Genomic DNA, 12,535 nt, shown 5'->3' on the forward strand with positions numbered 1-12,535 from the left:
ATTATATTTATTTTCTGTCGAGCAGTTGAGGCATCGATGAAAACGTCGCCGTTTTGCCTTAAGGAAGCCTGCTTTAAAGTCTTGTTTAAATGAGATTTGTATTCGTCAGATGTATTGTTGATTGCTGTCTGGACCGCATCATGAAGAAACTGCTTTCGGCTTTTGGCACACTGCTTGTTTGCATGGTGAGCACGGCAACAGCTTTGGCCAGTCCATTTCAGACGAGCCTTGTCTCCATGGAAACACGGTTTGTGACGTCCTCAATCCGGGTCTATTGGGATAGCTCTCTGATACCGGACACCACGGGCCTGAAAGCACGCGCCTTTCTCTGGACCGTGATCGACGAAGCCCGCCCCTATTCACTCGAACTTGTGACGTTTTCAGACGGGCTTTCCGGCCCTCATCGCCTGGACCTCCGGCCTGAAGGGGAAGAGCTCGACTATTTTGCCGGGCGGCAGAACCAGCAGGCCTTTGCAGACCTGACAGCGCTTTTCCGTAATGAAGCCCATACGTCTGAAGTCGAGACATGCTTTCTTGTCACGGACGGGCATTTCACCGCCTATGACCTGCCGAACAATCGCTTGCCGTGCACCCTGCACGTCATCAGCGCCAAGCCGGATGCTGATCGTGAAATCCTTTCAGAGCTTGCAAGGCGCGGCGGCGGCAAGTTTCTTGATCTTAGCAATATGAGCGAGGCGCAGGCCTATGCGCTGCTGGGGCGCACATCCTGAGCCAAGCTATGGCGACTAGGCCTCGCCCGTCGCCACTTCATAGGCTTCAGACGCTTCCAGCCATTCCATCTCGGCAAGTTCCGCCTTTTCGACCTGTTCAGCGCGCTCCTTCATCAGAGCCTGCATGCGCTCAGACGATAGTCCCGGCAGGACCATCTCATCATCTAGCGCGGCGATCCGGCGATTGGCCTGCTCAAGGCGTTTCTCTGCCGCGTCGGCCTTTTTCTTCAGAGGGGCCGCCGCTTTTCGCGCCTCAGCGGCGCGCTGGCGCGCCTCTGCTTTATCAACCTTTGGCGCGGGCACGACGGGCTCGCTCTTCTTCGCGGGTCCTTTTGAGCCCCCGCGATCGGCAGACATGACGAGCTGGCGATAATCGTTCAGGTCGCCCGCATACGGTTTGGCTTCACCATCCTTCACAAGCCAGAGTTCGTCTGCGGTCCCTTCAGCCAGATAAACATCGTGGGTGATCAGCAGGACAGCGCCCTGATAGTCATTCAGCGCATAGATCAGGGCTTCGCGGCTATCGATATCGAGGTGAGATGTCGGCTCGTCGAGGATGAGAATATGCGGTTCCGTCATGGCCATAAGGCCCATGAGCAGGCGCACTTTCTCACCGCCGGACAGTTTCTCGACCTTCGTCTCGACCTTCTCGACCGAGAAGCCCAGCTGCGCAGATTTCGCGCGCACCTTGGCAGGAGGTGTATCTTTCGGAAGCGCCTGGCGCACGTGATCCATCACCGTGTCACCGGGCGAGAGCTCGTCCATCTGATCCTGACTGAAATAGCCAATCCGGATCGAACCCGGCGCAATGCGCTCGCCCCCCATCAGGGAGAGGCGCTGCGCGATCGATTTGACGAGGGTCGTCTTGCCCTGACCATTCGTGCCGACGATCGCGATACGGTCTTCCGGATCAAGCCGCAAATTGACATCGCTCAGAATGCGGGCGCCCTCGCCATATCCGAGCTCTGCATTGCGAAGTTCGAGCAGGGGCGGCGCCAACTGCTCTTCCGGTGCCTTGAAGACAAAGGGGACTGTACGCTCCTGAATCGGAACGGTGACAGACTGCATACGCTCCAGCATTTTGATGCGCGACTGCGCCTGACGGGCCTTTGAGGCTTTAGCGCGAAAGCGATCAACGAAGCTCTGCAAGTGCGCCCGATCGGCGTCCTGCTTCTTTTTCTGGGCTTCGAGCTGCGCCATTTTCGCCGCACGAAGTTCCAGATACGCGTCATAACCACCATTGGACAGAATGAGCTGTTTCTGCTCCAGCGCCAGCGTGTGCGTCGACACCGAGTTCAGGAGCTCGCGGTCGTGGCTGACCAGAATGACCGTGTTCGGATACGCTTTGAGATACCCTTCGAGCCAGGCGGCGCCTTCCAGATCCAGATAGTTGGTCGGCTCGTCCAGCAACAGCACGTCGGGCTGTGAGAACAGCACGCCGGCAATTGCCGCCCGCATGCGCCAGCCGCCTGAAAATTCCTTCGTCGGGCGCGCAAGATCATCATTCGTGAAACCAAGCCCCATCAGAACTTCCGAGGCACGCGCTTCGGCTGACCAGGCATCAATATCGAGCAATCGCGCGTGAATTTCACCGATCTTGTCCGGATCGGTTTCCGTCTCACTCTGCACCATCAGAGCATGCCGTTCCTGATCCGCTTCGAGCACGACATCCAGAATGGCCTGATCGGTTGCCGCAACTTCCTGCGCCACCCAACCGAGCGTTGCCCCCTCATTGAAGCGGATGGCATTGTCCTTGGCAGGCGTTTGGTACGCCTCGCGGATCAGGCCAAGCAAAGTGGATTTGCCTGTACCGTTCCGGCCCACAAGGCCGACTTTCCAGCCCTTCGAAATCTGGGCTGAAGCGCCCTCAAACAGGGTGCGTGTACCAAAAGCAAAATCAAGATCAGAAATCGTCAACATGGCGCGCGGTTTGGCACGCCTTGACGAGCTTGAAAAGCAGAACCTGAGACAGGAGGACCATCTGCAGGCATTTGCATGAAATGCGTTTACAGCACCGCTCCCCCGGTCAAGACTGACCAAAAAGGGAGGATATATGAGCGACACCTACACAACCATAGAGGTCGACCGGCCGGCAGAGCATATCTGCCGCATCACACTGAACCGCCCGGAGAAGCGGAATGCGATGAACAACACGCTGCGCAGCGAGCTGTTTGACGCGCTTTATGCAGCCGATCAGGATGAGCATGTGCGCGTCAGTATCGTCCGGGGCGCAGGCCCGGCCTTCTGCTCGGGTTATGACCTCGGCGAAGACCTGTCTGAAGATCAACCCTGGCGCACGGCTGGCGGTGAAGGCCAATGGGCCCGACACGTTGTTGATGGCTGGTTCCAGATCTGGGATCTGAAGAAACCCGTCATCGCTCAGGTTCACGGATATTGTCTGGCAGGCGGAAGCGAACTCGCGGCGGCTTGCGATCTGCTCTATGTCGCCGACACAGCCCAGATCGGCTATCCGGCGATCCGCTCAATGTCATCACCGGACATGCAATATCAGCCATGGATGATGGGCATGCGCGCTGCGATGGAGTTCATGCTGACCGGTGACGCCCTGTCAGGCCCGGATGCTGTCGCCTGCGGCTTTGCCAATCGCTGCTACGCCGAAGCCGAACTGGAGGATGAGGTTCTGAAGATTGTGGGCCGCATCGCGCAGATCCCGTCAGATCTTCAGCATCTCAATAAGCGTACGGTGCACCGCGCCATGGACATTATGGGCATACGCGCAGGAATTCGCGCAGGAACCGATGTCCACGCCCTTGGCTGGTATCAGAACAGCTCGCAGGACTTCATGAAGGGCATGCGAGATGGCCCGCGCGTCAAGGACGCTCTGCGCCAGCGTGACGGCAAATTCGGAGACTATGGAGAGGGCTGATCGGCGCCCTCTTTCAGCGCAGGAAGCCACCAGAGCAGCAAGGCTGCACCAAGCTGGAGACACAGCACAAGACCTGCCACATAGATCACACCCTCTTCGACGACGGGTGCCAGAAGCGCGGTGCCGCCGGAAATCACGATAAATATCGCCAGAATGGTCAGCGATGACGCCCGGTCATCCTGACCTCCACCGGCGATAATCGCACGCATGAAACCCGGAGGCCCGCGAAAACCGACGGCTGCGTTGAGCGGCGCAAAGCAGACCGCGAGCCAGAATGGGCTGACACCCTCGATAAAGCCGAGAGCCGCAATCGCCAGAGCACTTGCAATTGCCAGAAACGAACCGAACCAGAGCATCCGCTCAGCGCCAAATCTGGTCACCAGAAAGCCCGTCGTGTTAGACGCCAGAATGAAGCAGGTCACACCCGCAATCTGCATGGTGATGAAATGCGTCATGGTTCCACCCATGGCGCGAACAATCATGGCTGGCGCAGACATCACCACCACGATCATGCCGCCAACGACCAGCGCCTGACTGAGCGCATACCGCAGAAAGGTTGGTGAGCGCAGGAGTGAGAGATAGCTCCCCTTCCGGCCTTCTGTCTTCGAACGCGGAATCCAGCCCGGCAGGCACAGGATCAGTAAGCCCATGCTGACACCGATGACGGCCAACACGTAGAAGCTCGCCGCCCAGCCGCCGAGATCGAGCAGCCAGTAACCGATGATCGGGCCGAGCGCAGGCGCGAGTGCCTCAAGGCTTGCGAGCGCGCCGATCGCGCGCGTTGCGCCTGACTCAGAAAACAGCTGACGCACCACGCCGGGGGCGATAACAGCGGGCGCAGAGGCAAAGAAGCCCTGAAACACGCGCAGCACCACCAGACTCGTCATATCTGTTACCTGCGTCGCCAGAAGCGAAACCAGCCCGAACACAATCATCGAAAAAATGAGCAGGTGCTGGCGTCGAAAACGCCAGCTAATGGCACCAAAGATCAGGAAACCCAGCGCATTTCCGGCCACGAAGCCGGCCAGCACGAACTGTGCTTCGGCCACACCCCCGTTCAGGATTTCCGGAAGATCCGGTATCGCTGGCAGGATGAGATCCGTCGCGAGAAAGCCAACCAGTGATGCTGTCACCAGCACACCACAGATCAGAATACGCGAAAGAGATGCCACAGGTGCTGACATGAGGGTTCATTCCAGGGTTCAGAAAAGGTCGGTCGTTTGACCAGCCCTAGCGCCATGGCGCAACGCCTGAATGACAGAAAATGCAACTTTTCGGATTATTCAGGGAAAATAATGAAGTCTTTCGATCCATATCCCCGTCGACGGGCACAGACCTCATAGCCCTCACGACTGCCTTCGTCATTCGTGTTGCCTTCGATCGTCTTGAAGAGATCCCGACCCGCCTCCACGACCAGCCCAGTATGCGTCCAGTCTGTCGATGTGCGCCGGACCAGAAAGAGTGATCCCGGTGGAACCGTATTCGGCCCGGCATCATGTTCCGGCACCAGCGTCCCTTTTGCCTTTGCATTCGCCGCCAGCCAGTCGCAGGAGAAAGACCCCTCCATTGGCATGTCCTTACCGGTGATCTCGCTCGCCTGCTCCATCAGGAATGTGGTGAAGCCAGCACACCAGGGCCAGCTATGCCCTTCATTTCCTTTCATATAGAGCCGCACCCAGGGGCCCATATTCTGGCCACCCGTCTCTCTTGGATGGACCGCGAGATGTCGCTCCGCCGCTTTCAGCATCGCGGCATCAAAACGATCCGGCACCTCGTCAGGTCGACGCAGCACATCCAGCATGCGGCGGACAAAAACGCGCCATGTCGCGTCATTCACTTCACCGGTTTCATTCAGGCCATTATAGTGCTGGAACTCGGCGACCGTCATTTCTGTCACGCGGCCATAATCACCATCAATGACAAGCGAGAAACCGTTGAGCGAAAGCCATTCCTGCACGCGCCTTGCCGCAATACCGCGTTTGCCACGTTTTATGGTACTTTCCAGTTCGACTTCATCGCGGATCCAACGATAAAGAACGCTCGTATCTTCGGTAAATGTGTAGCTCATAATGTCCCCCAATCAGGGAACAGATTACACGATTTCGCGCAAAACGCGAAGCACTTCGGCTTGCGCCATTCTCCACAAACGCGATCAGTCTCCACATTCAAAAGGGCCGGTGGTTGAAAACCACCAGCCCTCAAAACCGGATGAACGCCGCGCGTCAGGCCGCGATAGAGGCCGAAAGCGTTTTCAGTGTTTCCGCGGCGGATCTGATCTGCTCGATCGAACCTGCAATCGATTCAATGCCGCCCGAGATATTGTTCACCGCATCGCTCGCCGATGACATGTTCGAGGAGATATCCTTGGTGACAAAGGACTGCTCTTCGACAGCGCTCGAGATGGAGACCGAAATATCGTTCAGTTCCTCGATGACGGTTTCAACCAATCCAATCGACTCCATGGCACCGGACGTTGCCTGCTGAACCGCCTGGATTTGCGCCGAAATCTCTTCGGTTGCACGCGCACTCTGTGTTGCGAGCGCTTTCACTTCACTTGCAACAACTGCGAACCCCTTGCCGGCCTCGCCCGCACGTGCCGCTTCAATTGTGGCATTCAGCGCCAGTAGATTGGTTTGTTCGGCAATATCGGAAATCAGACGCACCACATTGGTAATCTGCTCAGCCGATGATGACAGCGTGTGCATGAATTCAGCGGCATTGCGCGAACGCCCAACGGCCTCAGTCGACACCTGCCCCGCCTTGCTCACCTGCCCCGATATCTCGCCAACCGAGCTTGCCAGCTGACTCGCGCCGGTTGCGACATTCTCCACGCTTTGTGATGTGGCGCGTGAGTCGTTTGCCGAGTTCATGGCTAGTGTCACAACGTTCTGAACGGCTGACAGGATCTCAGCGAGGTCTGCGTCGATCTCTGCAATAACACTCTGGCGTCGTTTGCGCTCTTCAACTCGTTTTGAAACGTCAGTCGCAAACTTCACAACCTTGAAGACACGGCCATTGGAATCGAAGATCGGGTTATAAGTCGCCTGAATATAGACGTCTCTGCCGCCCTTACCGATGCGACGGTATTCAGCAGACTGGAACTTCCCGGCACGAAGTTCGTCCCAGAACTTTCGATAGCTTGCGCCTCGGTCGCTCTCATCGACAAACATTGCATGCTTGCGCCCGACAATCTCCGACCGGTCATAACCGAGCGTTTTGCAGAAATTCTCATTCGCCTCGAGAATTGTGCCATCCAGGTCAAAGTGAATGACAGCCTGTGAGGCGTTGATCGCATCGATCTGCCCTTTGCTATCTGCAGCCTGAAGCTTCTGGGCGGTCACATCCGTTGCTGTTTTCAGTACGGAGACCACTTTGCCGCCACGCATGACCGGCATGTAAGAAGCCTGCATCCACACTTCTTTGCCGCCCTTCCCAAAACGACGAAACTCCGCCGTTTTCGATTGTCCCTGAGCAAGCTGCTTCCAGAAAGTGGCATAGTCTGCTGACTGACTGTCTTCCTTCGCGACAAACATAGAATGGTGTTTGCCGATGACTTCGTCTTTGGAATACCCTGTAAACTTCAGAAAATTTTCGTTTGCACTCAGAATTTTTCCTGTTGGATCAAACTCGATCAATGCCTGAGCCTGGCTTAGGGCTTCATACTTTTCCCGATAGCCTTTGTCTCCAAAAGAGTTTTTCATGCATCACCCCAATAACCTGTGAATGCACCCTCTTACTTCGAAAACACGCAAAATATTGTTAACGCGCGCCCGGATATTCGAACTGCACATGTATAGTTTCGAAATAGAGAGAAAAACTTTATTTTATTCCCGATCTTTTCGCTTGGTTTTCAAACGCGTTTAACTATAGAATTAAGAAAACAGGAAAAAAATAAGCGATATACTCGCAAACGTATACGCGAGCCAAAATACTCTATCAGGAGTAACAATCAGGTCACCCGCCCCTTAAGACCACCAATCCATGAAGCGAACGCGTTGCGTGGCCTTCGGATCTGTCTCGCCCGGCCAGATCAGAGATTGTTGTTGCAACATGCGCTTGAAAGCGGGCCTTTGCCGCGTCGCTTCAACGATCCTGCCAAGCTTCTTCCAGCTCCAGATCGGTGATGAGAGATCCGCCGACCAACGCGCCAGCTCTGTCAGATATATATCGAGCACCGAATATCCCTGAAACAGAAAGCTCCCGTCAGAGACATGAGCCTCCAGAAGGTTGCACTGAATGGATAGGCGAGATGCGGCCCGCTTTCTCAGCTTGGCCTGCTCATCGCGATTATGTGTCCACCATTCCGGATGCACATATTCCAGAACAGTCGGCTGCGTCGTCGTGATGAGATAGAACAGCCATTGCAGGAATTTGGCGCACTCGGCTGTGCCACAGGCCGGCGCGAAGTCTTTGGCTTCCGGTTTCGAGGCAAGATGAAGCAGGATGGCTCCAGTTTCGAAAATCGCCATATTGTCATCGGCAAGTGCTGGCACGCGACCTGTCGGATTGCCCGTCTGACTGTCCTGAACGATGGACGGATCACCAGGTGGGTCCAGGCGGCGCAGCTGATATGGCACCCCCATTTCCTCCAGCAGGACATGCGGAATGGTTGCGATCGACCCGGGCGCATAAAAAAGCGTGAAAGACATATCTGTTCCGTCAAAGACCCGGCGCCCACACCTCAGAGGCGCGCTTCTGCAAACCAGCAGCTATAAGAATCAAAGCGTGGTCAATGACTTTTGAACACGCCCCTGTGCTTTTGCGCAGTCGTTCAGCGAAACCCGAGCAGAAAGCACAAAAAAAGCGACCCGAAGGCCGCTTCTTCTGTTCGCGATGGAAAGAACAGACTTAGTCTTTCGCGCGCTCCAGATATGATGAGTCTTCGGTGTTCACGACAACGCGTGTGCCTGCATCAATGTGCGGCGGCACCATCACACGAACACCGATATCCGTCATGGCAGGCTTATAGCTTGAAGACGCGGTCTGACCTTTCACAACAGGCTCTGTTTCTGTGATCTCAACTGTCACACGTGGCGGCAATGTGATGGACACCGGATCGCCGTTGAACATCTGCAGAATGACCGTCATGTTTTCCTGAAGGAAAGGCGCCATATCGCCGACCATCGCGCCGGAAACATAGATCTGCTCAAATGTTTCAGGGTGCATGAAGACGTAGTTGTCGCCATCCTGATAAAGATAAGTGTGATCGACTTCCTCGACGAAAGCCTTTTCCAGCTTTTCCTGCGTCTTGGTTGTAATGACGGTTTTGGTGCCATCTGAAATACGACGCATTTCAATCGTCGTTGTTGGCGTCCCCTTACCCGGACGGAAAGACTCAGCTTTCAGAACGGAATACAGATGTCCGTCCGTGTGTTCGATGATATTTCCCTTGCGGATGTTCGCTGCGACTTCAACGGCCATGTGGTAATCCTGAGTTGCCCTGTTATGGTCTACTGGTGTAGAGCGCTCCGCGCTGGAGCTGTTTCATTTGGGTTCGCCATAAACTTTATTGGGCGTTTCGCCAAGCTCCGCATCCAACTACTCCGCATTTCCGAAGGGAAAAACAGCATGACCGGCGATCCCTGGTGGCATCCTTCGCGACATTCAGACCGCCGCCCCTTCCTGCAAGGTCGCCACCGGATACGCCGCGCAATGGAAGCCTGGTTCGATGCAGAAGACTTTCTGACCGTCGAATGCAGCGCGCTTCAGGTCTCTCCTGGAAATGAGACCCACCTGCATGCGTTTCAGACGGACTACATCACCGAGGCTGGCGCACATCATCCATTATACTTGCATACGTCTCCGGAGTTCGCCTGCAAGAAACTGCTGGCGGCCGGTGAGACAAAGATTGTCGATTTTGCCCGCGTATACCGAAACCGCGAAGTGAGCAGTCTTCACTCCCCCGACTTTACGATGATCGAGTGGTATCGGACCGGCGCGGATCTGTCCGCCGTCATGGACGACACAATCGCGCTTTGTCGGCTGGCACAAGCAACAACCGCCATCAGCGCTTTTACGTTCAGAGGTCGCACCTGTGATCCGAAAGCCGAAGTCGAGTTTCTGACGCTCGACGACGCTTTTCAGCGCTATGCCGGGATTGATCTTGAACGCCTGCTGGATGATCGGGATACCTTTGCTAAAGCAGCCGAAGCTGCCGGTATCGGCATTTCCGGTGACGCAAGCTGGTCCGACATTTTCTCGGCGGTTCTGGTCGCGCGGATTGAGCCCGAACTCGGCAATGGCCAGATGACAGCGCTCCACCGCTATCCCATCTGCGAAGCTGCCCTTGCGCAGGCTTGCGAAGACGACCCGCGATATGCGAACCGGTTCGAATTGTATGCCTGCGGCGTGGAACTGGCCAATGGCTTTCACGAACTTACCAATGCAGAGGAACAGCGCGCGCGCTTCATGGCCGATATGGATCTGAAAGAAGAGCTCTATGGCGAACGCTATCCAATCGACGAGGATTTCCTGAGCGCGCTGGCCAATATGCCGGATGCCAGCGGCGTGGCCCTTGGCTTTGACCGTCTCGTGATGCTGGCCACCGGCGCACCAAGTGTGCACCATGTCATCTGGACGCCGTTCACCACATGAGCCAATCCACCCTGAAGACTTTGTCCGCGCTCAAGGACGCTGCCCTGATCACCGAGGCTGACGCCGAACGTCTCCAACCGGTTGCAGACCATTATGCCATTTCGGTCACGCCGTTTCTCGCAAACCGCATTCGGGATGGCGCAGCGGATGATCCCATCGCACGCATGTTCATCCCGACAGAAGCTGAACTCGACCGACGCCCGGAAGAATTGAACGACCCGATTGGCGATGAGAGCCACACGCCAGTGCCTGGCATCGTGCATCGCTATCCAAATCGAGTCCTGTTAAAGCCCGTCGCAGTTTGTCCGGTTTATTGTCGGTTCTGTTTTCGCCGGGAAATGGTTGGTCCAGAACTGGGAGACGCGCTCTCGCCCAAAGCGCTGGAGGCAGCCCTCGACTATATTCGGGCGCATCCGGACATCCGCGAAGTCATCATGACCGGCGGCGACCCTTTCATGTTGTCTGCCAAACGCACAAAAGCGCTCACCCAGACCATTTCGGACATTCCGCACGTCCAGATTTTGCGCTGGCACACCCGAATGCCCGTGGCAGACCCTGCCCGCATTACGCCGGACTATGTCGATGCGCTGACGTCTACGGACAAAGCTGTCTATGTGTCGGTACACATCAACCATATTGCCGAACTGTCAGATGAGACGCGAGCAGCGGCCCGCCTGATGTCGAAGGCGGGCATTGCCCTGATATCACAAAGCGTCTTGCTAAACGGCGTCAACGATGATGTCGAGGCACTCGCCGACCTGATGGAAGGGCTCGTTGCCGCACGTATCCAGCCCTATTATCTGCACCATCCTGATCTTGCGCCCGGAACGTCGCATTTTCGACTGAGCGTCGAGCGGGGACAGGCTCTTTATCAGGCACTCCGTGACCGGGTCACCGGGCTCGCCGTGCCGCGCTATGTCATCGATATCCCGGGCGGCGTCTCCAAAGCCAATGCGGCAGGCTCAGATCTTGCAACCCTGCCGGATGGACGCCAGGCACTACGCGGACGGGACGGCAAGCTTTATCCTTATGAAGAACCGTCCGAGGATTAGTCGCCCTTCGCCGCCTTGCGCGCCTTGAACGCAGCCATTTGTTCAGGCGTTGCGTCCGGCTGAGACGCCTTCCAGTCCGCATAAGGCATGCCATGCGTATATTCGCGGGCCGCGTCTTTGGACATCTCCACGCCTTCCGCTTCCGCCGCCTCGAGATACCAGTCGGCAAGGCAGTTCCGACAGAAATCTGCAGTGATCATCAGATCGATATTCTGAACGTCCGGGTTTGCTTTCAAATGGGCGAGCAGCTTTCGAAAGGCTGCTGCGTCCAGTTTATCCTGTGTTGCCTGATCCATATTGCTTTCCTTTTTCTCTCAGATAGGAAAACCCCAGAGCGCTGTCAGCCCCCTCTCAGATGGGCGCGACATGGCCCTTAAGGTAATTTCAACTGCTAATTAAGCTTGCACGTCGGGTCATTTTCTCGCCCAATACGCGAAATTGCCCATTGGGGGAGGCTCTCATGAGATCATCTATTTTTGCATTCGGGCTGGCGGCTTGCCTGTTTTCACTTACGGCAAACGCGCAGCAGGTGAACATTCCGGTCAATCCGGGAAACATCAAAATACCGACGAAGACACTCCCCAAGATCAAATCACCAGTCCAGACATTCCAGTGTCCTGCCGAAATCCGAATGACGATCGAGACCGACCTTGGCGACTGGACCCCATCTACAAACCATATGCTGGTCGCCCGAAACCCAACGCCGCGCATTGATCGCAGTCAACTCGTTTGCGCGTATGAAAGCGGCTTCACCATCCAGCACCCAATTCCGAGCGACCGGGCCGATTGCGGCGCCACCCGGAACAGCAGCGGAGAGGTCACATTCTCCTGCACGGCCGAGGCAAAAGTCTTCAAGGAAGGCGCGTTCTTTGTCCGGCAGACACAGGGCATGGACTTCGAGACCGAGACCTTGGGCGGCATAGGCGGTAATGCAGATCTCTGGCTGAACGCCGCCTCGAACGATCGACAAATGGGGCTCTATTTCGAACCCGTAAATGGCGCCAAGATTGACTTTATGGGCCCCACGCCTGTCACCCAGGCGCAATGTGCCTCACTCGCCCAGCCTGGAAATCCAGGCCTGACCATCAGTCGTGAAACCATGCCCTATTTCAGGCTACGCGCCCGTGACCAGCGCAATCATGGACAGTTCTACTGCATCGTGACCGCAGAGGGGCGCCTCGGCTCGATCCAGTTCAATGGCCTGCGCGATGCCAGCGGCGGCGCTCAGGAAGCCCTGATCAATTACTGGCTCTGGGAATAAGCCCACATCT

12 protein-coding genes are annotated in these 12,535 nt (G+C 56.2%); 5 read left to right on the forward strand and 7 right to left on the reverse strand.

Features of this window, described 5'->3' with window-relative positions; translation table 11 throughout:
* Positions 1 to 140 precede the first annotated feature (140 nt).
* Positions 141 to 731: a hypothetical protein gene (locus ACFQDM_RS02450; RefSeq protein ID WP_377374979.1), complete on the forward strand. Its 591-nt coding sequence runs from the start codon at positions 141 to 143 to the stop codon at positions 729 to 731.
* Positions 732 to 746: 15 nt separating this feature from the next.
* Here ACFQDM_RS02450 and ACFQDM_RS02455 read toward each other — a convergent pair whose 3' ends face one another.
* On the reverse strand, positions 747 to 2,651 hold the full coding sequence (locus ACFQDM_RS02455) for an ABC-F family ATP-binding cassette domain-containing protein (RefSeq protein ID WP_377374982.1): 1,905 nt from the start codon (positions 2,649 to 2,651) through the stop codon (positions 747 to 749).
* A 133-nt stretch (positions 2,652 to 2,784) separates the two neighbouring features.
* On the opposite strand from ACFQDM_RS02455, the gene ACFQDM_RS02460 reads away from it, so the two are divergent.
* A complete protein-coding gene (locus tag ACFQDM_RS02460; protein ID WP_377374985.1) occupies positions 2,785 to 3,618 on the forward strand; it encodes an enoyl-CoA hydratase-related protein in 834 nt (277 codons plus the stop codon).
* Here ACFQDM_RS02460 and ACFQDM_RS02465 read toward each other — a convergent pair.
* The 5 genes from ACFQDM_RS02465 to efp form a co-directional block, all read right to left on the reverse strand.
* Entirely contained in the window at positions 3,603 to 4,802 is a 1,200-nt protein-coding gene (locus tag ACFQDM_RS02465) for an MFS transporter (protein WP_377374987.1), read from the reverse strand. The two genes, ACFQDM_RS02460 and ACFQDM_RS02465, sit on opposite strands and share 16 nt — an antisense overlap.
* Positions 4,803 to 4,897: 95 nt before the next feature.
* Positions 4,898 to 5,686 (reverse strand): peptidoglycan-binding domain-containing protein, encoded by a 789-nt coding sequence (locus ACFQDM_RS02470; RefSeq protein ID WP_377374990.1) that lies wholly within the window; start codon positions 5,684 to 5,686, stop codon positions 4,898 to 4,900.
* 154 nt (positions 5,687 to 5,840) lie between these two features.
* Positions 5,841 to 7,319, reverse strand: coding sequence for a methyl-accepting chemotaxis protein (locus ACFQDM_RS02475; RefSeq protein ID WP_377374993.1), 1,479 nt, complete (start codon positions 7,317 to 7,319; stop codon positions 5,841 to 5,843).
* A gap of 264 nt (positions 7,320 to 7,583) precedes the next feature.
* A complete protein-coding gene (locus ACFQDM_RS02480) occupies positions 7,584 to 8,267 on the reverse strand; it encodes a glutathione S-transferase family protein (RefSeq protein WP_377374996.1) in 684 nt (227 codons plus the stop codon).
* Positions 8,268 to 8,466: 199 nt separating this feature from the next.
* Positions 8,467 to 9,039 (reverse strand): elongation factor P, encoded by a 573-nt coding sequence (gene efp / locus ACFQDM_RS02485; RefSeq protein WP_377374999.1) that lies wholly within the window; start codon positions 9,037 to 9,039, stop codon positions 8,467 to 8,469.
* A 147-nt stretch (positions 9,040 to 9,186) separates the two neighbouring features.
* Here efp and epmA point away from each other — a divergent pair, with 147 nt between their 5' ends.
* A complete protein-coding gene (gene epmA, locus ACFQDM_RS02490; RefSeq protein ID WP_377375002.1) occupies positions 9,187 to 10,212 on the forward strand; it encodes an EF-P lysine aminoacylase EpmA in 1,026 nt (341 codons plus the stop codon).
* Positions 10,209 to 11,264, forward strand: a complete 1,056-nt coding sequence (locus ACFQDM_RS02495; RefSeq protein ID WP_377375004.1) for a lysine-2,3-aminomutase-like protein — start codon at positions 10,209 to 10,211, stop codon at positions 11,262 to 11,264. Before epmA ends, ACFQDM_RS02495 begins: the two co-directional genes overlap by 4 nt.
* Here ACFQDM_RS02495 and ACFQDM_RS02500 read toward each other — a convergent pair.
* Complete coding sequence (locus ACFQDM_RS02500) at positions 11,261 to 11,560, reverse strand: DUF1244 domain-containing protein (RefSeq protein WP_377375007.1); 300 nt, start codon at positions 11,558 to 11,560, stop codon at positions 11,261 to 11,263. The genes ACFQDM_RS02495 and ACFQDM_RS02500 overlap by 4 nt on opposite strands.
* Positions 11,561 to 11,724: 164 nt before the next feature.
* Between ACFQDM_RS02500 and ACFQDM_RS02505 the strand changes: the two genes are divergently transcribed.
* Complete coding sequence (locus ACFQDM_RS02505; protein ID WP_377375010.1) at positions 11,725 to 12,525, forward strand: hypothetical protein; 801 nt, start codon at positions 11,725 to 11,727, stop codon at positions 12,523 to 12,525.
* Positions 12,526 to 12,535 lie beyond the last annotated feature (10 nt).

It is taken from the genome of Ponticaulis profundi (assembly GCF_042659465.1).
Taxonomy (GTDB): domain Bacteria; phylum Pseudomonadota; class Alphaproteobacteria; order Caulobacterales; family Hyphomonadaceae; genus Ponticaulis; species Ponticaulis profundi.